The organism is Holdemania massiliensis, from assembly GCF_022440805.1.
Classification (GTDB): Bacteria; Bacillota_I; Bacilli_A; order Erysipelotrichales; family Erysipelotrichaceae; genus Holdemania; species Holdemania massiliensis_A.
Genome location: NZ_JAKNTK010000001.1, coordinates 953,707 through 979,400 on the forward strand (window position 1 = coordinate 953,707; position 25,694 = coordinate 979,400).

Below are 25,694 nucleotides of genomic sequence, written 5' to 3' on the forward strand. Positions count from 1 at the left end.
CCATGTTATAATAGGAACAAATGAGGTGCGGAAAATGTTGGAATTAAAACATGTAGGGAAAACATATAAAAATGGTGTAAACGCCCTTTACAATATCAATTTAAAGATCGATCAGGGTGAGTTTGTCTATATCATCGGACCGACGGGTTCGGGAAAATCCACGCTGATCAAGCTGCTGGATGGAGAAGAAATTCCAACCAAAGGCAAGGTGGAGGTAACCGGGATCAATGTCGGAAAGCTGAAGCATTCCAAAGTCCCGCTGTACCGCCGCAATATCGGCGTTGTCTTTCAGGACTTCCGGCTGTTAGAGCGCAAAACAGTGTTTGAAAACATCGCTTTTGCCTTGGAAGTCATCAACGTGCCCAAGGAAAGAATCCGTAAACGGGTGCGGGAAGTCATGAATCTGGTCGGCTTGGACGATAAGGGCAGCTCTTTTCCGCAGGAACTCTCCGGCGGTCAGCAGCAGCGTGTGGCCATTGCCCGCGCGATTGCGAACAAGCCGAAGATCCTGATTGCGGATGAACCGACAGGAAATCTGGATCCGCAGAAGTCGGATGAAATCATGACGCTGCTGGAAAAGATCAACCGGGAAGAAAAAACGACGATCCTGATGGTAACGCACGATATCACGTTGGTGAACAAGCACCGCAAACGAACGATCGCCTTAGAGGCAGGACATATCGTAGCGGACATGAACGAGGGAGGATATATCAAACATGATTAGACGATTCTTTCGGCATATCCGCGAGGGCTTTTATGGCGTGGGGCGGCATGCGGCGATGTCGGTATCAAGCGCCTCAGCGGTTACGATTACTTTATTGATTATCTCAATCTTTATGATTGTGACAGGCAATATGCAGGAGGTCACCAAGAACATCGAAGGTTCGGTGAAGATCTCGGCGTTTGTGGCTTATGATCATGAGGAACAATCCCAGCTGGACATGCTTCAGGCGACGATCAAGAACCTGGAACATGTAGTGGGTGTGGAATACTCAAGCAAGGAAGTGGAATTTGATCTGTTGCTGGCAACTTATGAAAACGAAGATGCCAAAGCCGGTTTGGAAACCTATCGCGAGGATAATCCGCTGCACGATGCGTTTTATGTGGAAGTGGATGATGGCGATGCCCTAAAGGAAACGGCAGAGAAGATTCTGGCGATGGAAGGCATTGAAAGTGTAAACTATGGCGGAGACAGCGCGCTGATGTTTGTAAAAACGTTGAACTCGGTGCGTGTTGGCGGAGCTGTTTTGGTTCTGGGGCTGAGTGCTTTGGCGATCTTTTTGATTGCGAACACGATCAAGCTGACGATCTATGCCCGAAGCAATGAGATCGCGATCATGCGGGATGTCGGAGCGACGAATGGATTCATCCGGGCGCCGTTTGTGGTGGAAGGGATGATCATCGGAGCGCTGGGCGCGATCATTCCGATCCTGTTTACCGTGTTCGGCTATATCTTTCTGTATGATAAGCTGGGCGGAGTGCTGTTTTCAGAGATGTTTAAGCTGACGCCGCCGCATCCATTTGTGCTGCAGCTGTCGTTAGTCTTATTAGGGATCGGGATGGCAGTTGGATTGATCGGCAGCTTCATGTCGGTAACAAAATATCTGAGGTGGAAACGATGAAAAAACTGGGACTGATCTTATTGAGCGCCATCCTGCTTCTGGGCATGGTCTTGCCGGTCATGGCTGATGATGACGAGGATGTCTACTACTTAACGATGTGTTCCGGTTCGGATTTGTCCGAAGAACAGAAGAACGAGTGCCGGGATTATGCCTCCCGCCGCAACAGTGAATTAACGAAGCAGCTCAGTGACATCAAGGCAAAACGCAAGGAAATCGAATCCAACCTAGAGAAAATCGGGAAGGAAATTCAGGGCTATGACGCTCAGATTGCCACATTAACGACACAGATCAACGAGCTGACGGCTCAGATCGAAGAAAAAGAAGCGCTGATCGCACAGCTGGAATTGCAGATTGAGCAGAAAGAAGCGGAAATTGCCGCTTTGCGGGAAAAGGTGGAACAGCGGCTGGTGCGATCCCAGCAGACACTGCATACCAATCAGTTCCTGGATTTTCTGATGGGGGCAGAGGACTTCACTTCACTCTTGCGGCGGATTCAGGGTGTCAACGACATCATGAATTATGATAAGAAGTCGCTGGAAGAACTAAAAAGACTGATGGATGAGCTGGAAGCGGATAAAGCGCAGATGGCGGAAGAAAAAGCGGCGCTCGAAATCAGCAAGACAGATCTGGAAGCAAAGAAAAATGAAGTGACCGAGCTGCGCGTCGTCGCTCAGCTGGCGCAGGTGGCCTATGAACAACAAGCCGCCGATCTGGAAGCACAGGGCAATCAGATCACTGAAAACTTAGGCGCTTTCAAAAATATTCTGAGTTCAATTGATTTCGGCAGTATCGGCAGTTCTACCGGCTTTACCAAGCCGAACGGCGGCTATTTAAATAATGGAACCTGGTATTACCGCAGCGGCGGCGTCCATCTGGGAATGGATATCATGGCAGGAATCGGAACGTCCATAGCCGCAGCTGGCAACGGCGTCATCTTAAACAGCGCGGATGGCTGCGCGAATAATGGCTCCATCGGCAACACCTGCGGCGGCTCCGGCGGCAGCCGCGGGGGCGGAAATCAGGTGTATCTGCTGACCAACATCGACGGCGTGACCTATGCCATCAAGTATCTGCATATGAGTCCGGGTACGCCGGTGGCAACCGGCACCGTGGTCAGTGCCGGAGATCGGATCGGAGCGGTCGGACAATCCGGCAATGCCAGTGCGCCGCATACACATATCGAAGTATTCAAGCTAGGCACGATGTCGATTGAAAGTTATGCCAACAGCTGGAACGGCGATTTGGCCTTTGGGGCTGGCTGGGGCTCCGGTGCCTTAAGCAATACCTGCGATAAGAAAGGGGCGCCTTGCCGTGTGAAGCCGGAAACCGCCTTTGGCTATTAATAAAGTCGATTGGAGAACTGAAAGCAGAAAACAGGAAGTGGATAAAAGGCCGGGGATGAGCGGGAATTTCTCTCTATCCCGGTCTTTTTTATGCCTTTGATAAATAAAAGGATAGATGCAGAGCGGAGTCGATGTTTGTGGATAAGGCTGAATGGATGCGACTGATTTCAGCTTTGTACTCAATTTATCCATGTCATCAATCCTCAAAAGAGCGCTTCAGCCTGTGCTTTTGTTCGGTAAAGATTGTAAGAAATAACCCAATATTTTCATCATGACCGAAATTGATTCTATGTTATAATACTAGCGATTGGATGTGAAAAGATGCTGGATTTAAAACATGTATCAAAAACATATAAGAACGGAGTGAACGCCCTGTATGACGTCAATCTCAAGATTGATCAGGGAGAGTTTGTCTATATCATCGGACCGACGGGTTCGGGAAAATCCACACTGATCAAGCTGCTGGATGGAGAAGAAATTCCAACCAAAGGCAAGGTGGAGGTAACCGGGATCAATGTCGGAAAGCTGAAGCATTCCAAAGTCCCGCTGTACCGCCGCAATATCGGCGTTGTCTTTCAGGACTTCCGGCTGTTAGAGCGCAAAACAGTGTTTGAAAACATCGCTTTTGCCTTGGAAGTCATCAACGTGCCCAAGGAAAGAATCCGCAAACGGGTGCGGGAAGTCATGAATCTAGTCGGCTTGGATGATAAGGGCAGCTCTTTTCCGCAGGAACTCTCCGGCGGTCAGCAGCAGCGTGTAGCGATCGCCCGCGCGATTGCGAACAAGCCGAAGATCCTGATTGCGGATGAACCGACAGGAAATCTGGATCCGCAGAAGTCGGATGAAATCATGACGCTGCTGGAAAAGATCAACCGGGAAGAAAAAACGACGATCCTGATGGTAACGCACGATATCACACTGGTGAACAAGCACCGCAAACGAACGATCGCCTTAGAGGCAGGACATATCGTAGCGGACATGAACGAGGGAGGATATATCAAACATGATTAGACGATTCTTTCGGCATATCCGCGAGGGCTTTTATGGCGTGGGACGGCATGCGGCGATGTCGGTATCGAGCGCCTCGGCGGTTACGATTACCTTATTGATTATCTCGATCTTTATGATTGTGACAGGCAATATGCAGGAGGTCACCAAGAACATCGAAGGTTCGGTGAAGATCTCGGCGTTTGTGGCTTATGATCATGAGGAACAATCCCAGCTGGACATGCTTCAGGCGACGATCAAGAACCTGGAACATGTGGTGGGAGTGGAATACTCAAGCAAGGATCAGGAGTTCGATGAACTGATGGAAACGTATGAGGATGAAAGCGCCAAGGAAGCGCTGGAAACCTATCGTGAGGATAATCCGCTGCACGACGCGTTTTATGTGGAAGTGGATGATGGCGATGCCCTAAAGGAAACGGCAGAGAAGATTCTGGCGATGGAGGGCATTGAAACAGTGAACTACGGCGGAGACAGCGCGCTGATGTTTGTGGAAGCGCTGAATTCTGTGCGTGTTGGCGGAGCCGTTCTGGTTCTGGGGCTGAGTGCTTTGGCGATCTTTTTGATTGCGAACACGATCAAGCTGACGATCTATGCCCGAAGCAATGAGATCGCGATCATGCGGGATGTCGGAGCGACGAATGGATTCATCCGGGCGCCGTTTGTGGTGGAAGGGATGATCATCGGAGCGCTGGGCGCGATCATTCCGATCCTGTTTACCGTGTTCGGCTATATCTTTCTGTATGATAAGCTGGGCGGAGTGCTGTTTTCGGAGATGTTTAAGCTGACGCCGCCGCATCCGTTTGTGCTGCAGCTGTCGTTAGTCTTATTAGGGATCGGGATGGCAGTTGGATTGATCGGCAGCTTCATGTCGGTAACAAAATATCTGAGGTGGAAACGATGAAAAAACTGGGACTGATCTTATTGAGCGCCATCCTGCTTCTGGGCATGGTCTTGCCGGTCATGGCTGATGATGACGAGGATGTCTATTACTTAACGATGTGTTCCGGTTCAAATTTGTCCGAAGCGCAGAAGACGGAATGTCAGAACTACGCATCGAAGCGCAACAATGAACTGCAGAACGAATTGAATGAAATCAAAAAGAAACGCAAAGAAATTGAAGAAGATCTGGCGAAGGTCGGACAGGAAATCAGAAACTACGATTCACAGATTTCCTCACTGCAGTCGCAGATCAATACCTTAAATGCTCAAATTGTGGAAAAGGAAGCTTCAATTGCCGCTTTGGAAGAACAGATTCTGCAAAATGAAAACGAAATTAACGCTTTGCGGGAAAAGGTGGAACAACGGCTGGTGCGATCCCAGCAAACGCTGCATACCAATCAGTTCCTGGACTTTCTGATGGGGGCAGAGGACTTCACTTCACTCTTGCGGCGGATTCAGGGCGTCAACGACATCATGAATTATGATAAGAAGTCGCTGGAAGAACTAAAGACGCTGATGGATCAGCTGAACGCCGACAAAGAACAGCTCAACATTGAAAAGGAAGAGCTGGAAGTGACTAAGACGGATGTCGAAGCCAAGAAGCGTCAGGTTGTCAGCTTAAAAGCGACGGCAGAGCTGGCGCAGAAGCAATATGAAGAACAGGCAGCGGAACTGGAAGCGCAGGGCAATCAGATTTCAGGCAGCCTGAGCGAGCTGAAAGGCATGCTCAGCTCTTTGGGACTGGGTTCGATTCTGACGTCCAGCGGCTTTACCCGCCCGACCAATAGCGGCCGTCTGTCTGCCGGAACCTGGCATTATGGACTGAATGTCAACGGCGGCGTGCATCTGGGCATGGATATTGCGGCAGGGGTCGGAACACCGATTTTTGCGGCCGGTAACGGCGTTGTATTGGCGAGCGCGGACGGCTGTTCCAACGACGGCTACATCGGGAATTCCTGCGGTGAAGCCCAGGGCGGCAGCCGCGGCGGCGGGAACCAGGTGTACCTTCTGACCAGCATCAACAACGTGACCTATGCCGTTAAATATCTGCATATGAGTCCGGGAAGTCCGGCTAAGACTGGAAAAGTGGTCGACGCTGGGGATCAGATCGGAACGATCGGGAAATCCGGCAACGTGACCGGCGCTCACGTGCATGTGGAAGTATTCAAGCTGGGAACCATGTCCTTGGAAAGCTATGCCAGCAGCTGGAGCGGCGATCTGGCCTTCGGCGCCGGCTGGGGCGCGGCAGGATTAAACCGGCTGTGCTCTAATGTCGGAGCTCCTTGCCGGGTAAAACCGGAAACCGTTTTCGGATACTAGCCCAACCGGCAGATTATAAACCAGCAGGAAATGGATTTGCCAAAAAGCAATCCACTTCCAGCGAAGCGAAAAAAGAAAACGCTGCTGCGGTAGGACGGAAATCATTTCCTGTCAGAAACAGAGCGTTTTTTCTTGGCGAAACAGGCTCAGTTTTTGCCTTTGAATCAAGGCTTGATTCAAGCTTAGGAAGCATAAAAACAAAAAGTGTCCGGGATCGGCACTGCAGCCTTCCCGGACTTTTCTTTACTTCGTGTTATTCAATTGAATGTTCATCGGACTGAGCCTTAAGAAAATTCTCCATGTTGGCCAAAACCTTCTGACCCAGCCGTTCGATGCACTGTACGGAATTGCCGGCAGAGGTTCTTAAACACCGCACCCGCGGATGATCGAGCAGCGACAGATCACCTAAGGCCCGCTCACTGTCGCAGAAGAAATGCGTGTCCGGCAAATCCAGCCACTGCTTCAAGGCTTCGGGATCGTGTCCCGGACCGATGGATGTGTTGAAGACAATCTTGTGGTCGCCCAGCCGCTGAAACTGTTCCTGTCCCATGACGATAGCGTTTTTATTCAGACATTCGCAGATGACATCGTTGTGCTCAAGCAGGCTGTCCAGCGGCTGATAAACCATGCCCTGAGCTTCCAGCTCAGGCTTGCGGGTCCGGCTGTAATACTGGATCTTTGAGCCAAAGTGCATCAGGCCGCGGGCAATGATCTGGCCGGTCGTTCCCATGCCAAGAATTCCAACCTTCAAATCCGTCAGCTCCAGCGGAATTGGTTTGAAGGAAGGCTGGCGGTAACCATTGAGGAAGCCGATCAGCTCATACAGGACATATTCAACGACGCCTTCATCGCCATAATCACGGATGCCGGTAACGGTGATGCCCAGTTCCCGCGCGGCCGCGATATCCACATTGGCACTGGCTTCCGAGTACAGACTGCAGCACATTCCCACATAACGAAGCTGGCTGCAGGCCTTCAATACCGATGCGCCGACATTCGTTTTCCAGCTGACCAACAGACAGTCCGCATCGCCGATCCGGCGGAGGATCTCAGCCTCATCGGTGGGTGAATCCGGATACTCAATAACCGTTTGAGCCAGATCATGAATTCGCAGCCGAGCTTTCTCATTCATCCCAATCGGTTCCAGGATGACACATTTTTTAAACATCATATTCCTCCCGTTTTCTTTTATTATAGCATACAATCCCTGTCCTGCCGCAGTCGGGAAATAGCTGAGAAGTTCAGTTATTCACAATCCTTGCATAGACGGATTGAATCCGCAGGGAGGAAATGGTAAGATTAAGACAATATCAGCGGCAGGAAAAGAGGAAAGTCATGAACAAGAAGGAATATCCGGGTTCCGGCATCTTGGCGGCCGGGCTTCTCATCGCGGCACTGTTGGGAATCATGGGGATTTTTTATCAGAACCTGCAGGAAAAATTATTTACGCAGGCGGTGAACAATCTTGTCGTAACCACTCAGTCCGATAAATTATATTTCGATCAAATCATTCAAAATCAGCTGTATTGGCTGGAAACCATCGCTGAAATCAGCGATGTACCGGAAGCGGATGGGCAGGAAAACTGGCAGAAGATCCTGAATTGGGAGAGCGTGGATGGAATGCGCTTTGGCGTCGCGGATGCGCAGGGAAATTTGACATATGCGAAGCAGGCGGTCATGGATATCCGTGATCGGGAATATTTTCAGGCAGCGATGCAGCGGAAAACGACAATTTCCGGGCCTCTGACGACGCCGGAGGGAGAGGACAGCATCGTACTGACCGTGCCGATGATCCGCCAGGGTGAAGTGCAGGGGGCAGTTTGCGCTGAGATTACAACGATCGCTTTGGGGGCTTCACTCAACGATTACGCCAATCCCAAGGCCAAGGCGACGCTGGTCTTTAATCCGCAGGGACAGCTCATCTCCTCTTATGCGGGGATGGAACGCTATGAGACCATTTATGAAATGCTCGAAACGATGAAGCTGAAATCGGATGACCTGGTGGAACAGATGCGGAGCGAAGTTCTGGCTGGCAACAGCGGGACGCTGACGTACTACAATGGCGGTCAGCTGCGGCTGCTTTACTATGAACCCGTGGGGATTCAGGATTGGTATATCTGTTCGCTGGTGGTGATGGATGCCCATGAAAAAATTCTGCAGGAAATGAGCGCCAGCGCTTTCGGTGTGTTTGCCGCGATCTTGTTGATCGTCATTCTATTGGCAGTCACCGGGGTTTATTTAATTCTGTATTTTCAGAAGCGGGTCAAGGAAGCGCAGAAAGATCCGCTGACCGGCGTCTATACCCGATTGATGGCGCAGCGCCAGGCATCCCGCATTTTAAAAGAGAACCGGCATACGTTGTGCGCCTGTCTGTTCATTGATATCGACGATTTCAAGACGATCAACGATCAATACGGACATGATGAAGGCGACCGCGTGCTGATCAGCGTCAGCCGGATTTTGCGCGAAAGTGTCCGCAGTCATGATATCGTCAGCCGTTACGGCGGCGATGAATTTACGGTCTGGCTGAATGATCTGAAACAGGAACAGGAAGCCCGGGACATCGCACAGCGGTTTTTGACGCGGATTGATCAGCAGACAACCGTGCATATCAGTCTGGGCATCGTGATCGTTTCACCTCAGGAATGGGATTATGAAGCCGTGCTGAAACGAGCCGATCAGGCGCTGTATCAAGCCAAGCAAAAAGGCAAGAACCAAATCTGTCTGATCCCGGCTGAGCCAGAGGAAGCGAATCAGTAAAAAGTGGAGTCGTTCGAGATTCCGCTTTTTTACAGGTGGAGCTGGACTTTTGGCAAAGCGGCAGGCACGTCTTTTCTTCCAACAGCAAGATCATTGCCGCACTCTTGCCTGGTTTCGCTGAAGCTTATTCCTTAAATGGGATGGGGTTGAGCCTTGCGCTTTTCAAGCCGCGGGGTTTATGCTATACTAGAACTTGAAAAAAGTTAAAGCCGATTTGTGCTTAGAAGATGAAAATCTGTTCAAAATAACAGAGAGGTCAGGCCCGCAGGCAGAACTGTGGTAAAATAAAAAAACTGAGGTGACCCGAATGAGTGAAAATGAAAAGAAAACAGTCAAAATTAAATTAGAACGCCATCTGTGGCCGGATGAGATGCGGGAGCGTCAGCGCCGCCGGCAGGTGAGCGTGTTGATGATCGCTTCGCTGGCGGTCGTTTTTATCGTCGGCTTTTTGTTAGGCGGTACGCTGCATCCCGTTTCTTCCGCTTCCGGCGTAGGCGGTACGGCCAATACCGGCAAGTTTGCCCAGGGCAAGCTGGACTCCATTTACAGCATTATGAAAAATGAGTGGTATTTCGGCAAGGATGATGAAAATCTTGAACAGGATCTGATCGACAGTGCGCTCTATGGCATGAGCAGTTCGGTGCTGGACCCGCATACGACGTACATGTCGGCGGAACAGACGCTGGCGTTTTCCACCGCGATTGACAACAATTTCGTCGGAATTGGAATTCAGTACAATGCTACGGGGCCGAAAATTGTGACCCGCGTCTTTGTCGATTCCCCGGCCTATCAGGCCGGCGTTCAGGTCGGCGATATTCTTTTGAAGGCAGACGGCCAGGTACTGACCGATTTGCCCAGCGATGAGGTGGCGGATTTAGTCCGCGGGGAAGCCGGGACGGAGGTTGAGCTGGAGGTTCTGCGCAATAACGAACCGGTCACGATGAAAATCATCCGCGGCGAAGTCAACAATACGGTTTACGGCGAAATGCTGGATGCGTCGCTGGGATATCTGGAAATCATCTCCTTCGGATCGACGACCGGCATGGAATGCGAACGATATTTAAATATGATGAGCGAGCAGGGGCTGCAGCGTCTGATTCTGGATCTGCGTGATAACGGCGGCGGATATCTGGATGCTTTGGTCAGTGTTTCGAGTTTATTTCTGCCGGAAGATACGCTGATCATGACGCAGGAATACAAGGATGGCCGGCGCGTGGAGAGTCATACGACCACCGGTCAGTTTGAAAATATTCAGGGTATTGTGATTCTGATCAACGGCGATACGGCCAGTGCTTCAGAAGTCCTGACCCTGGCGTTAAAGGAACAGCGTGAGGATGTGACGCTGGTCGGCACGCAGAGCTACGGCAAGGGCAGCGTGCAGGTGCAGCGCCCGTTTGCGGACGGCTCAGTTTTGAAATACACGAATTCCCGCTGGCTGTCGCCGAATGAGGAATGGATTAACGGCACCGGCATTACCCCGGATGAAATTGTGGAACTGCCGCTGGTCATGCAGACCACCGCGTCCTCATTCATGCTGGAGGAAACAGAACGTTATACCCAGGATCAGGTCAGCGAGCATGTCGCTTCGGCTCAGAAAGCGCTGAGTTTTCTGGGTTATGCGGTAAACCGTACGGATGGGTATCTGGATGCCTCTACCTCCCAGGCGCTGCGGCAGTATCAATCTGAACATAATTTACAAGCCAGCGGTGAGCTGGATGCCGCGACGCTGCAGTCGCTGGTTTCCGGCGTGCGGTACAGCTGGTCGATGGATAAGAGCGTTGACAATCAGCTGCAGAAGGCGGTGAGCATCCTCCATGGCGAATGAGCATTTTCAGTTAGTTTCCAAATACAAGCCCACCGGAGATCAGCCGGGAGCGATCGATAAGCTGGTCGCTGGATTACAGGAAGGCAAAAAGGAACAGGTATTGCTGGGGGCCACGGGTACCGGCAAGACGTTTACGATCGGCAATGTGATCGAACGGGTGAATCGTCCGACGCTGGTTTTTGCTCACAACAAGACGCTGGCCGGTCAGCTGTATTCTGAATTCAAGGAACTGTTCCCGCATAACCGCGTGGAATATTTCGTATCCAATTTTGATTACTATCAGCCGGAAGCCTACATGCCGAAGACCGATACCTATATTGAAAAGAATGCGATGACCAACGATGAGCTGGACATGCTTCGGATGGCCGCGGTCAACTCCGTGCTGGAACGGCGCGACACGATCATCGTCGCCTCGGTCGCCTGCATTTATGCATCCTCCGATCCAAACCAATACCGCGACATGTTCTTTACGATCCGCGTCGGCGAGCACATCGACCGCAACGACCTTCTGCGCAAGCTGGTCGACCGGCAATACAAACGCAATGATATGGATCGGGCACGCGGGACGTTCCGTGTACGCGGCGATACGATTGAAGTCAGCATGGGGCATACCGATACCTTCATGCTTCGGATTGAAATGTTTGACGATGAGATTGAACGGATCTGTGAAGTTGATCCGCTGACCGGCAAGCTGCAGAACGCCTATACGGTATATAATGTTTTCCCGGCTTCCGGTTATGCCCGGCCGAAGGATCAGATCGAACGCGCCTGTCAGGAAATTGAGGAAGAACTGGAGCTGCGCCTGGCCGAACTGGACCGGCAGGGCAAGCTTGTTGAAAAGCAGCGTCTGGAACAACGCTGCCGCTACGATCTGGAAGCCCTGCGGGAATTCGGCGTCTGTCCAGGTATTGAAAATTATTCCTCGCATATCGACGGCCGTCCGGCAGGACAGCGGCCGTGGAATCTGTTCGATTATTTCCCCAAGGATTTCCTTTTGGTTGTTGATGAATCGCACGTATCGCTGCCTCAGATCCGCGGAATGTATAACGGCGACCGGGCACGTAAGGAAACGTTGGTGGAATATGGCTTCCGCCTGCCAAGTGCGCTGGACAACCGGCCGATGCGTTTTGAAGAATTTGAAACGCTGGTCAATCAGGCAATTTATGTTTCCGCGACGCCGGGCAATTACGAACTGGATAAGGTCCATGGCGAAGTGGTGGAACAGATTATCCGTCCGACGGGTCTTTTGGATCCGGAAATCACCGTGCGGCCGACGCGCGGACAGATCGACGATCTGTTGGATGAAATTCGTCAGTGCATCGCTAGCAACGAGCGTGTTCTGATCACTACCTTGACCGTCAAGATGGCGGAGGATCTGACAGATTATCTGAAGAAGAATGATCTGAAGGTCGCCTATCTGCATCATGAAACCCTGACGCTGGAGCGGACGGAAACGATCCGCGATCTGCGCCGGGGCAAGTATGACGTTCTGGTCGGCATCAACCTGCTGCGGGAAGGCATTGATATTCCAGAGGTATCGCTGGTTGCGATTCTGGATGCCGATAAGGAAGGCTTCCTGCGTTCGGAACGTTCGCTGATCCAGACGATCGGCCGAGCTGCCCGAAATGCCCATGGCCGGGTCATCATGTATGGGGACAAGATGACGGATTCCATGAAGAAGGCGATTGAGGAAACCAACCGCCGCCGCGCGATTCAGATCGCTTACAATGAAGAACACGGCATCACTCCGACGACGATTGTCAAGGAGATTGGCGAGGCCATTCATGGCAAGGAAACGCAGGAAATGGCGGCTCGCTACATGAAGAAGAAGTCCAAACTGGGCAAGAAGGAACAACAGAAGCTGATCGACAATCTCGAAAAGGAGATGAAGGACGCGGCGCGGGTGCTCGATTTCGAGCGGGCTGCCGAACTGCGCGACATGCTTTTGGAACTCAGAGCTTCTCTGTAAAACTGTGAATTTTGATCAAAACCGGCAGAAATGCCGGTTTTCTGCTTTGTGAGCGCTTTGACATTACTGGAAATTGTGCTACAATAGATGCCGGCAGCCGGATATTCCGGCGGAGCTTTAGTTCTTTCTTGCTCGCTAAACTCGAAAACTGAGCTTTTAGTTTTTCCTGCTCGTAAAACTCGGAAACTGAGCTTTTGGTCGATCCTGCTCAAAAAACTCGGATACGCAAGGAGGAAAGCATGAAAAAACTGATTCTCATTTTTACTGCGGTTCTGATGTTGGCTGGCTGTGCGGCTCAGACACCAGAAACAACCCCGACTCCGGAAACCACTCCGGAAGTGACAGCGACCCCGGAAAGTGCGGCCAAGACAGATTCCTTTACCGGACCTACGGTGGATTCCGTAACTTCTGCCTCAATTGTACAGGAAGCGTATCTGCAGGATTATACGCCTGCCGGGTTTACTGACAGCGATAAGGAAAAAGCTTTGTTTGTCATCGGTGATCCGCGTCACAACAGCGTGCTGTGGGATATGGCCCGCACTGCGATGAAGCACATGGAAGAGCAGGGCATGGAAGTTGAAATGCGCGATCTGTATACAATGAACTTCAATCCGGTTCTCTCCGCCGCTGATTTCTATTATGCGAAAGACGGTCAGGGTGAACCGACAGCGGATATCAAGGCAGAACAGGATCTGGTCAGCCAGGCTGATCATCTGATCTTCGTTTATCCGAACTGGCATGATTCGGAAATCACAATCGTCAAAGGCTATAAAGAAAAAGTCTTTGCGAAGAAGTTCGCTTATCAGGATGGTGCGAATGGTCTGGAAGGCCTGCTGAAAGGCAAGAGCTACTTCACGATCATGAACTGTGGCTATCTGGGCGGCGGACGCGGTTATATCGGCGACGGCGTTGGTATTGAAGACGAAAAGTGGGATACTTACATGAACGCTTTCAAGGTCTTTGATGATGATACTTCAGCTTTCTGGGGTACAGACAACTACGGCCGGTTTGTCAATGACCGTACACCAGGCAATGAATCGGAAAACTATGGCGAAGAAATTGAACAGCTGCGTTCCGATTTGAACGCTTTCCTGGATCAGGTTTACTTCAACTAAAATAACTAAGTACGCTGCGTCGGCGATGAAAAGTCAGGACGCAGCGTTTTTCTTTTTGATGGGCGTTACGGTTGTCATAAAGATTTAAGAAAATGCGAAATTCGCTATGTTATAATAGATAAGGTTATCAGACTATGTTCGTATTATGGAAAGAAAAAAGGAGAGGAGAACTGGAATGGCAGAACCAAAAAAAGATTATTTAAGCTCTCTGGCCTCGGAAATTGAAAAGAAGCCGGACAGCTTCAAAGAAGAAAAAGTAGAACGCATTGTCAAGCCAAAGCGAAGCTTGGATCCGAAGATCATGATCGGTCTGGCCGCAGCGGTCATCGTGGCCCTCATCGGCGTGTATTTCCTGTTTTTTGCCCCGAAGATCAAGGTTGAAAACTTTGTCGGCAAAACAACCAATGACGTTGGCATCTGGGCTAAGGAAAACGGCATTGACACCAAGAATATCGTTATGAATCAGGTCTATTCAATGGAGTATGACGCCGATCAGATCATTTCCCAGAACCGCAAGGAAGGCAGCAAGGTCAAGAAGAATTCCACATTGATCTTTGAGGTGTCCAAGGGTGCGGATCCGGATGAGAAGATTGACTTCCCGGATATCAAAAACATGACGCTGGACGAGATTAATGACTGGATCAGCACGAATAAACTGTCAAAAGTAAAGGTCAACACCGTGTACAGTGAAACGGTGGAAAAGGATCAGGTTATTTCCTTTGATCTGAAATCTGTGAATGAAAATAACTTTACCCGCGGCACCAACCTGACGATCAGCGTGTCTAAGGGACCGCAGCCGGCTGGCGAGGTGACCGTAGAAGATTTCGTGAAGAAAGAAGTCTCCAGCGCTGAAACCTGGGCGAAGAGCAAAAAAATCGAACTGGAAATCGTTGAAGTTTATCATGATACGATCAACACCGGATTGGTTGTTTCACAATCTGTGGAATCCGGCAAAACTATGAAGCAGGGCGATACACTGACGCTGACTGTATCCAAGGGCAAAGCCGTCAAGGTTCCGCAATTGGTGGGCTACACGAAGGATCAGTTGGAAGCTTGGGCCGCCAACAAAGAAAACGCGGTATCCATCGTGAAGAAAGAAGTTTACAGCGATGCGCCGGCAGGCAGTGTTATTTCGCAGTCGATCAAGGGCGGCAGTCAGGTTGATTCCGGAACGGTTCTGGAACTGACGATTTCACTGTATATGCCGCAGCTGCAGACCAACAGCCGCGAATGGTACGGCAAGGATTATCTGGCTCTGAACGCTTGGGTGGATGATGTGAATTACCGTGGTGCCAGCATTACAGCTGGGGCCTGGGATGGCGAGGAATGTTCCGATGAATATCCAACCGCCGGTCAGATCATCAGCTATCACTGCATGGCCAACGATGGCAGCGATCTGCCGCACGGCTGTGATCGTCCGCTGCCGTTAAACGCTAAGATCGGCTATAAGAAATCGACTGGCGGATGTACGCCGAAAGTTGAAGAACCGAAGGAAGTTCAGATTGGCTTAACGCCGTTAGGCAGTGAGGAAGCGATGAAGAATTTCTGCGATACGAATAAACTGGCATGCAGCTTTAAGTATTCAGAAACAACTGAGGCTTCAAAAGAAGGAACAATCGTCGTTACTAAAAATGGTACTGCCGTTGATCCTAATACGAAAGTTAAAGCTGGAGAAGCCTTGGATATTGAAGTATTTTACAATCCGAACAAATTAAATACACCGGAGGAAAACCCTGATAAAACTGATGGTACTCAGAATACGAATGCAGGAAACACACCTTCCGAATAAAAAATGATTTTGCTTAGTTAACAAATTCTTGAGTTTTTAAATCAGAAAGGGAGCCTGTCAAAATGAATTTTTTCAATCGAGCGATGAAGAATGTCACCAGAAGGATGTCGAAATCCATCCTTCTGGCTGTGACCTTTTTCCTGATCGGGAATCTGGTCATCATTGGTTTAGGGATCAATAATGCAGCATCCAATGCTAAAATTTTGACCCGTCAGAAAATGCGGGCGGTAGTCGCACTGGAAATTGATTATAATGCCTTCTATAACGAGGCAGATAAAATCACGGATGACGATGAACGGGAGGCGTTCTATAAAAACTCACCGCGGCTTACCACAGAGAAAGTGGAAAACCTGAAAATAGATGAGCGAGTGAAGGCGGTCAATAATATCTCTGTTTACCAGGTATACGCGAAAAGTTTTGAATCCGTTCCGCTGAACAATGATTTTGATAAACAATATACCGATAATCAGGACAGCGAAGCATCGGTTGACGGATCCGTTGACAGCTCCATGGCAATGCGCTCGTGGCGTCCTGCGGATCTTCGGGTTCAGGCTAACCGGTATCCGGAAATGATTGAATTTGAGGATGGCACATACGAAATGCTGGAAGGCCGGTTCTATAATCAGGACGACCTCAACAATTCTGCTGCGGTAGTCTGCGTTCCGCAGGAATTAGCTGAATTGAACAATATCCGCGTTGGCGATACGATCAGTGTGAATACCAATAACCCTGACGATCTTCAATACATGGAAGGCTCCGATCTGACGGAAGCTGATTATGAGTTGTCTTTGGAAGTCATTGGAATTTATAAAAGCAATGAACAAGTTGATCAGAATTCCGATGAATACAAGTGGATGGCTCGATATGAAGCGCCGCAGAATACGCTGCTGATCCCAGCCACAACGATCTCGGATAAATACTATGAATCCTATGTGAAGTCCTATCGTTATTACATGACGACACAGCCGGAATACTATAAAGAAGAAGATCTGATGGCGAAGGAAGATTACAACAGCTCATCCAAGGCTGTTTATCTGTTAAATGATCCGCTGCAGGTAGATCAGTTCGTGGCTGATCATGAAAATGAAACCGGAGATTATATCGTTCTGAATGCCAATAATGATACGTTCAAGAAGCTGGCGCGGCCGCTCGATACGTTATCTTTGTTCTCCAATATCATCGTCTGGATCGTTGTCATCAATGCGGTTGTTATTATCACCTTAGTCACAGCACTGACACTGAAAACACGCGAATATGAGATTGGCGTGCTGCTTTCCATCGGCGTATCCAAGATGAAAATCGTCGCTCAGTTCTTTGTGGAACTGATTGTCGTAGCGTTGATCGGCTTTACGTTGTCTGTGCTCAGCGGTTCGCTGATCGCCAAACAAGTCGGAGCCGCGGTACTGAATTATCAGGTGGATACGGAGAATCAGTATGGAGAGCTGGACGATCAGAACAACACGAATTATTATTGGGGTGAATCCAATTATTTCACCGAAATCAGTCAGGACGATCTGTTAGCGGAATATGAAGTCCAAATCAATCCGCTGATCATTGGTGAAATCTATATCCTGGGCATCGGCGTTGTATTCATTTCCATTTTGATCCCATCCTTCATGATCATGCGGTTTAATCCGAAGAAGATCCTGATGAATCAGAATTAAGGAGGGCAGACAATGACAACGATTTTGAAATTAGAAAATCTGAACTACGGTTACGAAGACGGCGGATATAAGCGTCAGATTTTGAAGGATCTGTCCTATGAGTTTGAGCAGGGACAGTTCTATACGATCTTAGGCCCATCCGGCAGCGGCAAGACGACACTGTTGTCGATCATTGCCGGGCTGGACAAGCAGGAAAGCGGCAAGATCTATTATGAAGGCGAGGATCTGGATAAGATCGGGCTGTATAAGTATCGCCGTAATAAAATCGGGATCGTCTTCCAGCAGTACAACCTGATCAGCTATCTGACAGGATTGGAAAACATTGAGCTGGCGATGACGGAAACGGACAATTCCATACCGAAGAATCAGAAGGAAGTTGCTTATGCACTGCTGGAGAAATTCGGGATTGTGAAATCCAAGGCAGATCGATTGGTGACGAAGCTGTCGGGTGGTGAGCAGCAGCGCGTAGCGATCGCGCGGGCAATTGCATCGAATGTCGACTTAATTTTCGCGGATGAACCGACAGGAAACCTGGATACGGCAACAGAACAGGAAATCATCAAGATCTTCCGGATGCTGACGGAGGAATTTGGGAAAACGGTTATCGTTGTTACCCATTCTAATGTGGTATCGGGGCTGAGCGATCACCGCGTGCTTTTAAATGAAGGTCAGCTGACCGATATTCAGTAAATAAGACTGAGGAGGAATCCTCGGCCTTTTTCTGTAATGAAATTGAAAGGAATTTGCTATTTAGATTTCAAACTTCTATGGTACTATAAAATCAGAACATAGAACATGACGGCTGACACCGTCAATAATGAAGGGGGAAGTGAAAAATGAATTTTTTCACCCGTGCGCTAAAAAATGTAACGCGCCGCATGTCAAAGTCAATTTTACTGGCCATTACCTTTTTCCTGATTGGGAATCTGGTCATCATTGGTTTAGGCATCAACAACGCTTCAGAGCAAGCAAAAGTCGAAACACGCAGAAAGATGCGGGCAGTTGTTTCCTATGAAGTTGATTATCAGGCTTTTTGGGACTATGCTGACAACTTGTCAGAAGAAGAACAGCAGGAGGCTTACAAAAATTATCCGCAGGTCAAAATGGAGGATATTAAAAATCTGATGACCGATGAACGGGTCAAAACCGTCAATATCGTCAACAGCAACATGTTGTATTCCAATGGTTTTGAAACGGTCCCGCTGAACAATGAACGGGAGAATAATGGCGGGGGCAGCATTACCTATGAAGATGGAACCACCGTTGAATATGTCGAACCGGATCTGCGGCTGCAGACCAATTTCTTTCCGAACATGATCGAGCTGGAAGACAAAATGTATGAAGTGGTTGAAGGCCGGTTCTATAATCAGGAAGAAGTGGATAACGGAGCGATGGTTTGTCTGATTACAGATAAACTTGCGGACCTAAATAATCTGCGGATCGGCGATACGATCTCCATTGATTTGGTTGGACGCAGTGAATTGCAGTATTACCAGCAGAGCGGGATCACGGAAGAGGATATCACGATGACGCTGGAAATTATCGGTATCTTCCATAACAATGAGGAATTGGATGAAAACTCTGATGAATATCGATGGATGAGCCGGTATAACTCACCGGACAACATCATCCTGGCTCCGGCTTTAGCGTATGGCAATGCCTATTATCAGATGGGAATTAAGCAGTGGGAATACTACAAAGAACAAAATCCGGAAGCGTATGTGGATGCTGAAAGACCTACTCCGGAAAGCTATACGTATGTGAATGAAGCGGTCTTCCTGTTGGATGATCCGCTGCATGTGGATGAGTTTGTGGCGGATCATCAGGCAGATCTGAAAGAATATATGTTGATGGACGCGAACAACGATACGTTTAAGAAACTGGCACGGCCATTGGATACGCTGTCGCTGTTCTCCAACATTATCGTCTGGATTGTGGCGATCAATGCGATCGTGATCATTACGCTGGTCACAGCTTTAACGCTGAAAACACGGGAATATGAGATCGGCGTGCTGCTTTCCATGGGTGTGTCCAAGATGAAGGTTGTTGCCCAGTTCTTCGTTGAACTGATTGTCGTGGCTCTGATTGGATTCACTTTATCAGTAGCCAGTGGTTCTTTAATCGCCAAACAAGTGGGCAAGCTGGTTATGGATTATCAGGTGGACACGGAAAAGCAGTACAGTGATCTGGATGATCAGAACAATGGAACTTATTATTGGGGCGATACAAACTACTTCACCGAACTCAGTCAGGACGATCTGTTAGCGGAATATGAAGTCCAGATCAATCCGATGATCATTGGTGAAATCTATATTCTGGGCATCGGCGTTGTATTCATTTCCATTTTGATCCCATCCTTCATGATCATGCGGTTTAATCCGAAGAAGATCCTGATGAATCAGAATTAAGGAGGGCAGACAATGACAACGATTTTGAAATTAGAAAATCTGAACTACGGTTACGAAGATGGCGGATATAAGCGTCAGATTTTGAAGGATCTGTCCTATGAGTTTGAGCAGGGACAGTTCTATACGATCTTAGGCCCATCCGGCAGCGGCAAGACGACGCTGTTGTCAATCATTGCCGGACTGGACAAGCAGGAAAGCGGCAAGATCTATTATGAAGGCGAGGATCTGGATAAGATCGGGCTGTATAAGTATCGCCGCAATAAAATCGGGATCGTCTTCCAGCAGTACAATCTGATCAGCTATCTGACAGGATTGGAAAACATAGAGCTGGCGATGACGGAAACGGACAATTCCATACCGAAGAATCAGAAGGAAGTCGCCTATGCACTGCTGGAGAAATTCGGGATTGTGAAATCCAAGGCAGATCGATTGGTGACGAAGCTGTCAGGCGGTGAGCAGCAGCGCGTAGCGATCGCGCGGGCAATCGCATCGAATGTCGACTTAATTTTCGCGGATGAACCGACAGGGAACCTGGATACGGCAACAGAACAGGAAATCATCAAGATCTTCCGGATGCTGACGGAGGAATTTGGGAAAACGGTTATCGTCGTTACCCATTCCAATGTGGTATCAGAGCTCAGTGATCACCGTGTTTATCTTAATGAAGGTCAGCTGAAGGATATCAGCTGAAAAGGACTTTCTTTCGCGGCAGTGATTTAAAAATCAAAGGGGTTAAAAATGGGATCAGGGCAGCCTGATCCTGTTTTAATGAAAATTTTCATTAGGGACAAAGTGAAATGTCATGATTTTCTGAAACAAAGAACAAAACATTCCCCGCGATGTCTGTTTTTGTGATATCCTATAATCATTCAGCATGCCGATAACGCATGCCGCAAAGCACAGAAAGTGGGGGAAGTTGGGAAATGAGAAGGCAGAACAGGTCAAAGCTCGTTTCCTGGATGGCCTGACGGCAATAAAGTTCAGGTCAAAGGAAAAAGAAAGCGAGGAATACTCATGCAGGAGATTCAATTATTAAAAGCGATCGAACAGGATGCGCGGATATCTGTGGTCGATCTTGCCGATATTTTAAACTCAAGCCCGGAACAAGTGGACAACGAAATGAAAAAGCTGGCCGAAGAGAAAGTCATCTGCGGTTATCACACGGTGATCAACTGGGATAAAACGAATCAGGATCATGTCATGGCGCTGATCGAAGTGAATGCTTCACCGGAACGGGACTGCGGCTATGATAAGGTTGCGGAAAAAATCTATCGTTACCCTGAGGTCAGCAATATGTATCTGATCTCAGGACGTTCGGAATTTATTGTGATCGTCAAGGGACGGACGATGCGCGAAGTCGCGGATTTTGTCGGACAGAAGCTGGCGCCGATTGAAGGCGTCAAGGGAACGGCTACGTATTTTGTTTTGAAACAATATAAAGTCGAAGGTGTGATCATTGATCAGCAAAGCGATGATCAGGAACGGCTGCTGGTGACTCCATGAATCCTAAAACGTTATTAAATGACGTCATCGGGACGATTCCGCCTTCTGGGATCCGAAAGTTTTTTGATTTAGCCAGCTCAATGGAAGGGGTTATTTCGCTGGGCGTCGGCGAGCCTGATTTTGATACGCCGTGGCATATTCGGGAAGAAGCAATTTATGCCATCGAAAAGGGCCGGACTTTTTATTCGGCGAATGCAGGTCTGCCGGAGCTGCGCAAGGAAATCTGCCGTTATCTGAAACGGAAATTTCAGCTGGAATATGCATGGAACACGGATATTCTGGTTACGGTCGGGGGAAGCGAAGCGATCGACATCGCTTTTAGATCACTGCTGAATCAAGGCGATGAAGTGATTGTGCTGTCGCCGGGGTATGTCGCCTATGAGCCGTGCGTGCGTCTGGCCGGCGGAGTGCCGGTGATCGTAGAATTAAAAGAAGAAGACGAATTTAAACTGAAAAAGGAACAGCTCCAGAAGGCGCTGTCTCCGAAAACAAAGGCAATCTTAATGAATTTCCCGGGAAATCCTACCGGGGGAATTATGACGCGGGAAGATTTCAGTGAAATTGTCCCGCTGATTCAGCAGTCGGGCATCGCGGTGGTTACGGATGAAATTTATGCCGAGCTGACATACAGCGGCAAGCATTGTTCCATCGCTTCATTTAATGAAATCAAAGATCAGGTCATTTTGATCAGCGGTTTCTCAAAGGCCTATTCGATGACAGGCTGGCGTTTGGGTTATATTGCCGCCCATCAGGATCTGATTGCGGCGATGAACAAAGTCCATCAGTATGCGATTATGTGCGCTCCGACAATCAGTCAGTACGCCGGAATTGAAGCGATGGCGAAGGGTGACGGCGATGTGGAAATGATGAAAGATTCATTTGAACGCCGGCGCAACTTTATTGTCAACGGCTTAAACCGGATGGGATTGAAATGTCCGATGCCGCAGGGAGCATTCTATGTGTTCCCGTCGATCCGACATACCGGGATGACCTCGGAAGAATTCTGTGAAAAACTGCTGGAAAAAGAAAAGGTCGCTGTCGTACCCGGCAATGCCTTTGGCGCCAGCGGCGAGGGATTTGTACGTATCTCTTACGCTTACAGCATTGATGAAATCAAGGCAGCGCTGGAGCGGATCAGCCGTTTTCTTGAAAACAGTTAAATTATAGCGAATCTAAAAACTCTGGATAGGAAAGTTCAGAGTTTTAGTTTGTTTTATGGATGCCTATGTTAAATGCAAGGCTGGAATAAGATGAGGAATCAAAGCTTGTATGACTTATTCCTGCCACCAGGATTGAGGCGGCTGCTGATTCATCAGACCTTCGATCGTCCAGCCTGGACTTTGAATTTCTTCTCCCTGGCGAATCCGACGGCACCACAGCCAGACGTTGGAGGTTCCTTTTGACAGCTGTGACATGCCTGGATCCTCCACGGTAATTTTCAGCTGATAACATGCCTGATCTGTCTGAATCTTCTGTGTGATGATTTCGCTGTCTGCGATCTCAACGGTGCTCCAGAACAGAAGGCCTTCCGGATCCCAGGAAACCTGATAAAGATAAGCTAGCCGGGTGTAGTCGTGGGCAAGGATGGCTTCCTGATAGGCTTGAACAAGCTGATCAGCACTTTCAACCCTGCCGCGCGGCTTCGGCGGGTTATCTGACCACAGCATCTGGTCAATAAGCCAGGTTTCATCAGCTGAAGCTAAGCGCAGAGCCAGCGTGTAGGACGTCGGCGTATCGCCGTAAGCACAATCGATTTGTACCAGAGCGTCATTATCACTCAGGCTCAGGACTTCACATGTTTCAAGGGTGCCCAGCCGGCTCATACCGTAATTGGTTCCGCTTTGTTTCTGATTGGCTTCGATCATCCGGGCACGGCACTCCGGCGTCAAATGCTGGGCAAGCTGTTCGCCCGCACGGAAAAAGCGCAGTTTGGCAACTTCCTTGATTAAGGCGGCGGCAGCTTCCGCATTCTGCTCGGCAAAATGCGGATCATTCTGGTGCTGAGCGTGCTGTTTCTGATACGCTGAAGAAACGGTAGTCAGTCCGATTTCTTCAGGCTGATGCTGACAGGCAGTTAAAAAAAGCAGAACCGCTAAGACGGGGGATAACCAACGGATGAAACGCATCATGATGCCTCCTTTGTTCTGCTTCTATTATACGAAAAGAGGAAGAAAAACGATAGCCTGATACGCGGAAATGAATGGGTTGGAAATTGTGAAAAAAGCGGACTGCGCAGGGTTTTCGGCGAGTTTTTCCCAAAACGTGAAATTGCGAAAAAAGAGGTTTACTTTCACTCCCGAGTTTGCTATACTAGATAAACGGGTAGATATAAAGAATATTTACTCCTTGCTTATCCGCCAAGCGATAAGCCAATAGACCATAAGGAGGTGTGTTTCATGAAGAAGTATGAAGTCATGTATATCGTAAACGCATCCCTGGATGATGCAGCACGTCAGCAGGTTATCGACGGACTGCACGCTATCATCACCGACAATGGAGGAAAAATCCTGAAGGCTGATGACTGGGGAGTCAAAGAGTTTGCGTACCGTATCGAAGACATGACCAAAGGTTACTACATGGTTGTAACTTTTGAAGCTGACAATGCGACAGTCAAGGAATTTGACCGTCTGGCGCGGATCAATGCCAACGTTGTTCGCTACATGATCATCAAACAGGAAGAAAAATAAGGATAAAGAACTGAAGGAGGAGCTGTCATGATTAATCGTGTCATTTTAGTCGGGCGTTTAACCCGCGATCCAATGCTCAGAAAGACCCAGAGCGGACTTTCTGTCGCTACCTTCACCGTCGCCTGCGACCGTCGGTTCTCCGGCGGCAATGGGCAGGACCGTCAGACTGATTTCATCAGCTGCGTGGCCTGGCGGCAATCTGCGGATTTCCTTGGCCAATATGCGCACAAAGGCGCGTTGGTTGGCGTTGACGGACGGATTCAGACACGCAATTACGACAACGCTTCCGGTCAGAAAGTGTACGTCACAGAGGTTGTCTGTGACAGCGTACAGCTGTTGGAGTCGAAATCGGCATCCGAGAATCGTTCCGCTGCGATGGGCTATCAGCCGCAGAATGCGGGCTTTGCCCAGGCCAATCCCTTTGGGGATGCACCGGCGAACGATGGATTCGATGATTTCAGCGCTGGACCGACACTGGATATTTCCAGTGATGACTTACCATTTTAATTGAAAGGAGATCGACTATGGCATTCAAAAAACAGCGTATGGGACGCAAAAAGGTCTGCTATTTCACAAAAAACAATATCACTTCGATCGACTATAAAGATGTTGAACTGCTGAAGCGGTTTGTTTCTGCCAACGGCAAGATCATTCCACGGCGGGTTACCGGCACACGTGCTAAGTATCAGCGCATGCTGGCAACAGCGATTAAACGCGCACGCCAGATGGCTTTGCTGCCTTACGTTAACGACTAAGTTATGAAAAAGCCTCCATCAGTGATCTGGTGGAGGTTTTTGCCATTCACAGGAGGGATAACATGAATAATAGTGTAAGAAAAATAACTGACGGCGCGATGATGGTCGCTCTGATCGGCCTGTTTCTGTTTTTAAACCGCCAGCTGGCTGGACTTTTAGATCTCTATGCCGCATGGCTGGTGCCGCTGCCGATGGTCATGTACGCGGTAAAATACGGATGGAAAAGCGCGTTGGTTCCGTTTGTTTCCGTTATTTTTCTTTCATTCATTATCGCTGGGCCGCAGACCTGGTTTTATGTGATTACCGCCTGCGTCTGCGGTGTGGTTTATGGGCAGGGCGTGAAAAGCGGATGGAATAATCTGCGTCTGATGCTGACGACGATGATCTTTACGATTCTCTCAAATTTAATCACAACGGTTTTATTTGCTTCCTTTTTCGGTTATGATATAGCTATGGAAATTTCCGAAATAGGCAAAATGATGACGCAGATGTCGGATAATTTCAATCTGCAGCTGCCGTCGGGATTGGACATGACGGGATTTCTCAAGATGATTTTTGTCTTATCCGCGGTTCTGACCGGGGTTATGGAAGGCATCATCGTCCATCTGCTTTCTAATTTTATGCTGAAACGGATGAAGATCAAGGTAGCTCCGCCGAAACCGCTCAGTGAAATCATGATTCCGAAGTGGCTGGCGTATGTCTGCTTCTTTCTGTTTATCGGCAGTAATTTTGTCGGACAGTTCACAACGCTGCCGCCGCTGGTCACGGAACTGATCCTGGTCGGAGGCGTGCTGGGAGCGCTGGTGCTGGTCTTCTTCGGATATCTCTGCTGTCTTGTCTACGGGGCTGTCCGCTATCATAAGAACGTTGCGCTGTATATCATTCTTCTGACATTTTTGCTTTTGCCGATCATGCTGCCGTTGTTGGCGATTGTCGGCTTCCTGTATGTCACAACCGATATGCGCCAGAAAATCTTAGGGAGGTAAT

The 25,694-nt window shown here is 49.1% G+C and carries 23 protein-coding genes; 21 read left to right on the plus strand and 2 right to left on the minus strand.

Annotated features, from left to right (window positions below; translation table 11 throughout):
* Positions 1-34 precede the first annotated feature (34 nt).
* From ftsE (MCG46_RS04290) to MCG46_RS04315, 6 genes are all read left to right on the plus strand, one after another.
* Positions 35-724: a cell division ATP-binding protein FtsE gene (gene ftsE, locus MCG46_RS04290; RefSeq protein ID WP_020224822.1), complete on the plus strand. Its 690-nt coding sequence runs from the start codon at positions 35-37 to the stop codon at positions 722-724.
* Positions 717-1,622, plus strand: coding sequence for a permease-like cell division protein FtsX (ftsX, locus tag MCG46_RS04295; RefSeq protein ID WP_240277983.1), 906 nt, complete (start codon positions 717-719; stop codon positions 1,620-1,622). The genes ftsE (MCG46_RS04290) and ftsX (MCG46_RS04295) overlap by 8 nt, the downstream gene beginning before the upstream one ends.
* Positions 1,619-2,965, plus strand: coding sequence for a murein hydrolase activator EnvC family protein (locus MCG46_RS04300; RefSeq protein ID WP_240277984.1), 1,347 nt, complete (start codon positions 1,619-1,621; stop codon positions 2,963-2,965). Before ftsX (MCG46_RS04295) ends, MCG46_RS04300 begins: the two co-directional genes overlap by 4 nt.
* 321 nt (positions 2,966-3,286) lie before the next feature.
* Positions 3,287-3,976 (plus strand): cell division ATP-binding protein FtsE, encoded by a 690-nt coding sequence (gene ftsE, locus MCG46_RS04305; protein ID WP_020224819.1) that lies wholly within the window; start codon positions 3,287-3,289, stop codon positions 3,974-3,976.
* Positions 3,969-4,874 carry a permease-like cell division protein FtsX gene (gene ftsX, locus MCG46_RS04310; protein ID WP_240277985.1) on the plus strand — a complete coding sequence of 302 codons (906 nt, stop codon included), beginning with the start codon at positions 3,969-3,971 and terminating at the stop codon, positions 4,872-4,874. Before ftsE (MCG46_RS04305) ends, ftsX (MCG46_RS04310) begins: the two co-directional genes overlap by 8 nt.
* Positions 4,871-6,232, plus strand: coding sequence for a murein hydrolase activator EnvC family protein (locus MCG46_RS04315; RefSeq protein WP_240277986.1), 1,362 nt, complete (start codon positions 4,871-4,873; stop codon positions 6,230-6,232). Before ftsX (MCG46_RS04310) ends, MCG46_RS04315 begins: the two co-directional genes overlap by 4 nt.
* 253 nt (positions 6,233-6,485) lie before the next feature.
* On the opposite strand, the gene MCG46_RS04320 is transcribed toward MCG46_RS04315, so the two are convergent.
* Positions 6,486-7,400 (minus strand): D-isomer specific 2-hydroxyacid dehydrogenase family protein, encoded by a 915-nt coding sequence (locus MCG46_RS04320; RefSeq protein ID WP_240277987.1) that lies wholly within the window; start codon positions 7,398-7,400, stop codon positions 6,486-6,488.
* Positions 7,401-7,567: 167 nt separating this feature from the next.
* Between MCG46_RS04320 and MCG46_RS04325 the strand changes: the two genes are divergently transcribed.
* The 11 genes from MCG46_RS04325 to MCG46_RS04375 all read left to right on the plus strand — a co-directional run bounded on the left by MCG46_RS04325 (position 7,568) and on the right by MCG46_RS04375 (position 22,425).
* On the plus strand, positions 7,568-8,992 hold the full coding sequence (locus tag MCG46_RS04325) for a diguanylate cyclase (RefSeq protein WP_240277991.1): 1,425 nt from the start codon (positions 7,568-7,570) through the stop codon (positions 8,990-8,992).
* Positions 8,993-9,299: 307 nt separating this feature from the next.
* On the plus strand, positions 9,300-10,817 hold the full coding sequence (locus MCG46_RS04330; RefSeq protein WP_240277993.1) for a S41 family peptidase: 1,518 nt from the start codon (positions 9,300-9,302) through the stop codon (positions 10,815-10,817).
* The gene (gene uvrB, locus MCG46_RS04335; protein ID WP_240277995.1) at positions 10,807-12,786 is read left to right on the plus strand and encodes an excinuclease ABC subunit UvrB; all 1,980 of its coding nucleotides are present in this window, start codon (positions 10,807-10,809) and stop codon (positions 12,784-12,786) included. Before MCG46_RS04330 ends, uvrB begins: the two co-directional genes overlap by 11 nt.
* A 239-nt stretch (positions 12,787-13,025) precedes the next feature.
* Positions 13,026-13,901 (plus strand): NAD(P)H-dependent oxidoreductase, encoded by an 876-nt coding sequence (locus MCG46_RS04340; RefSeq protein WP_240277996.1) that lies wholly within the window; start codon positions 13,026-13,028, stop codon positions 13,899-13,901.
* A 175-nt stretch (positions 13,902-14,076) separates the two neighbouring features.
* Positions 14,077-15,690 (plus strand): PASTA domain-containing protein, encoded by a 1,614-nt coding sequence (locus tag MCG46_RS04345; protein ID WP_240277998.1) that lies wholly within the window; start codon positions 14,077-14,079, stop codon positions 15,688-15,690.
* A gap of 62 nt (positions 15,691-15,752) precedes the next feature.
* Complete coding sequence (locus MCG46_RS04350; protein WP_240278000.1) at positions 15,753-17,354, plus strand: FtsX-like permease family protein; 1,602 nt, start codon at positions 15,753-15,755, stop codon at positions 17,352-17,354.
* Between the two features lie 12 nt (positions 17,355-17,366).
* Entirely contained in the window at positions 17,367-18,044 is a 678-nt protein-coding gene (locus tag MCG46_RS04355) for an ABC transporter ATP-binding protein (protein WP_240278002.1), read from the plus strand.
* A gap of 146 nt (positions 18,045-18,190) precedes the next feature.
* Positions 18,191-19,762 carry an ABC transporter permease gene (locus tag MCG46_RS04360; RefSeq protein ID WP_240278006.1) on the plus strand — a complete coding sequence of 524 codons (1,572 nt, stop codon included), beginning with the start codon at positions 18,191-18,193 and terminating at the stop codon, positions 19,760-19,762.
* Positions 19,763-19,774: 12 nt separating this feature from the next.
* Positions 19,775-20,452 (plus strand): ABC transporter ATP-binding protein, encoded by a 678-nt coding sequence (locus tag MCG46_RS04365; protein WP_240278007.1) that lies wholly within the window; start codon positions 19,775-19,777, stop codon positions 20,450-20,452.
* 324 nt (positions 20,453-20,776) lie between these two features.
* A complete protein-coding gene (locus MCG46_RS04370; RefSeq protein ID WP_020224800.1) occupies positions 20,777-21,265 on the plus strand; it encodes an Lrp/AsnC family transcriptional regulator in 489 nt (162 codons plus the stop codon).
* Positions 21,262-22,425, plus strand: a complete 1,164-nt coding sequence (locus tag MCG46_RS04375) for an aminotransferase class I/II-fold pyridoxal phosphate-dependent enzyme (protein ID WP_240278009.1) — start codon at positions 21,262-21,264, stop codon at positions 22,423-22,425. The genes MCG46_RS04370 and MCG46_RS04375 overlap by 4 nt, the downstream gene beginning before the upstream one ends.
* Positions 22,426-22,539: 114 nt before the next feature.
* Here MCG46_RS04375 and MCG46_RS04380 read toward each other — a convergent pair whose 3' ends face one another.
* On the minus strand, positions 22,540-23,391 hold the full coding sequence (locus MCG46_RS04380) for a hypothetical protein (protein WP_240278011.1): 852 nt from the start codon (positions 23,389-23,391) through the stop codon (positions 22,540-22,542).
* A 270-nt stretch (positions 23,392-23,661) separates the two neighbouring features.
* Between MCG46_RS04380 and rpsF the strand changes: the two genes are divergently transcribed.
* The 4 genes from rpsF (at position 23,662) to MCG46_RS04400 (ending at position 25,693) form a co-directional block, all read left to right on the plus strand.
* A complete protein-coding gene (rpsF, locus tag MCG46_RS04385; RefSeq protein ID WP_020224797.1) occupies positions 23,662-23,952 on the plus strand; it encodes a 30S ribosomal protein S6 in 291 nt (96 codons plus the stop codon).
* 27 nt (positions 23,953-23,979) lie between these two features.
* The gene (gene ssb, locus MCG46_RS04390; protein ID WP_020224796.1) at positions 23,980-24,459 is read left to right on the plus strand and encodes a single-stranded DNA-binding protein; all 480 of its coding nucleotides are present in this window, start codon (positions 23,980-23,982) and stop codon (positions 24,457-24,459) included.
* 17 nt (positions 24,460-24,476) lie between these two features.
* The gene (rpsR, locus tag MCG46_RS04395) at positions 24,477-24,707 is read left to right on the plus strand and encodes a 30S ribosomal protein S18 (RefSeq protein ID WP_006057562.1); all 231 of its coding nucleotides are present in this window, start codon (positions 24,477-24,479) and stop codon (positions 24,705-24,707) included.
* 62 nt (positions 24,708-24,769) lie between these two features.
* Complete coding sequence (locus tag MCG46_RS04400) at positions 24,770-25,693, plus strand: DUF2232 domain-containing protein (protein WP_240278012.1); 924 nt, start codon at positions 24,770-24,772, stop codon at positions 25,691-25,693.
* The last annotated feature ends 1 nt before the right edge of the window (position 25,694 follow it).

Excerpts from the sequence above, each read along its gene's own strand:
- ftsE (WP_020224822.1), top strand. The coding sequence starts at position 35 with ATGTTGGAATTAAAACATGTAGGGAAAACATATAAAAATGGTGTAAAC.
- ftsX (WP_240277983.1), top strand. The coding sequence starts at position 717 with ATGATTAGACGATTCTTTCGGCATATCCGCGAGGGCTTTTATGGCGTG.
- MCG46_RS04300 (WP_240277984.1), top strand. The coding sequence starts at position 1,619 with ATGAAAAAACTGGGACTGATCTTATTGAGCGCCATCCTGCTTCTGGGC.
- ftsE (WP_020224819.1), top strand. The coding sequence starts at position 3,287 with ATGCTGGATTTAAAACATGTATCAAAAACATATAAGAACGGAGTGAAC.
- ftsX (WP_240277985.1), top strand. The coding sequence starts at position 3,969 with ATGATTAGACGATTCTTTCGGCATATCCGCGAGGGCTTTTATGGCGTG.
- MCG46_RS04315 (WP_240277986.1), top strand. The coding sequence starts at position 4,871 with ATGAAAAAACTGGGACTGATCTTATTGAGCGCCATCCTGCTTCTGGGC.
- MCG46_RS04320 (WP_240277987.1), bottom strand. The coding sequence starts at position 7,400 with ATGTTTAAAAAATGTGTCATCCTGGAACCGATTGGGATGAATGAGAAA.
- MCG46_RS04325 (WP_240277991.1), top strand. The coding sequence starts at position 7,568 with ATGAACAAGAAGGAATATCCGGGTTCCGGCATCTTGGCGGCCGGGCTT.
- MCG46_RS04330 (WP_240277993.1), top strand. The coding sequence starts at position 9,300 with ATGAGTGAAAATGAAAAGAAAACAGTCAAAATTAAATTAGAACGCCAT.
- uvrB (WP_240277995.1), top strand. The coding sequence starts at position 10,807 with ATGGCGAATGAGCATTTTCAGTTAGTTTCCAAATACAAGCCCACCGGA.
- MCG46_RS04340 (WP_240277996.1), top strand. The coding sequence starts at position 13,026 with ATGAAAAAACTGATTCTCATTTTTACTGCGGTTCTGATGTTGGCTGGC.
- MCG46_RS04345 (WP_240277998.1), top strand. The coding sequence starts at position 14,077 with ATGGCAGAACCAAAAAAAGATTATTTAAGCTCTCTGGCCTCGGAAATT.
- MCG46_RS04350 (WP_240278000.1), top strand. The coding sequence starts at position 15,753 with ATGAATTTTTTCAATCGAGCGATGAAGAATGTCACCAGAAGGATGTCG.
- MCG46_RS04355 (WP_240278002.1), top strand. The coding sequence starts at position 17,367 with ATGACAACGATTTTGAAATTAGAAAATCTGAACTACGGTTACGAAGAC.
- MCG46_RS04360 (WP_240278006.1), top strand. The coding sequence starts at position 18,191 with ATGAATTTTTTCACCCGTGCGCTAAAAAATGTAACGCGCCGCATGTCA.
- MCG46_RS04365 (WP_240278007.1), top strand. The coding sequence starts at position 19,775 with ATGACAACGATTTTGAAATTAGAAAATCTGAACTACGGTTACGAAGAT.
- MCG46_RS04370 (WP_020224800.1), top strand. The coding sequence starts at position 20,777 with ATGCAGGAGATTCAATTATTAAAAGCGATCGAACAGGATGCGCGGATA.
- MCG46_RS04375 (WP_240278009.1), top strand. The coding sequence starts at position 21,262 with ATGAATCCTAAAACGTTATTAAATGACGTCATCGGGACGATTCCGCCT.
- MCG46_RS04380 (WP_240278011.1), bottom strand. The coding sequence starts at position 23,391 with ATGCGTTTCATCCGTTGGTTATCCCCCGTCTTAGCGGTTCTGCTTTTT.
- rpsF (WP_020224797.1), top strand. The coding sequence starts at position 23,662 with ATGAAGAAGTATGAAGTCATGTATATCGTAAACGCATCCCTGGATGAT.
- ssb (WP_020224796.1), top strand. The coding sequence starts at position 23,980 with ATGATTAATCGTGTCATTTTAGTCGGGCGTTTAACCCGCGATCCAATG.
- rpsR (WP_006057562.1), top strand. The coding sequence starts at position 24,477 with ATGGCATTCAAAAAACAGCGTATGGGACGCAAAAAGGTCTGCTATTTC.
- MCG46_RS04400 (WP_240278012.1), top strand. The coding sequence starts at position 24,770 with ATGAATAATAGTGTAAGAAAAATAACTGACGGCGCGATGATGGTCGCT.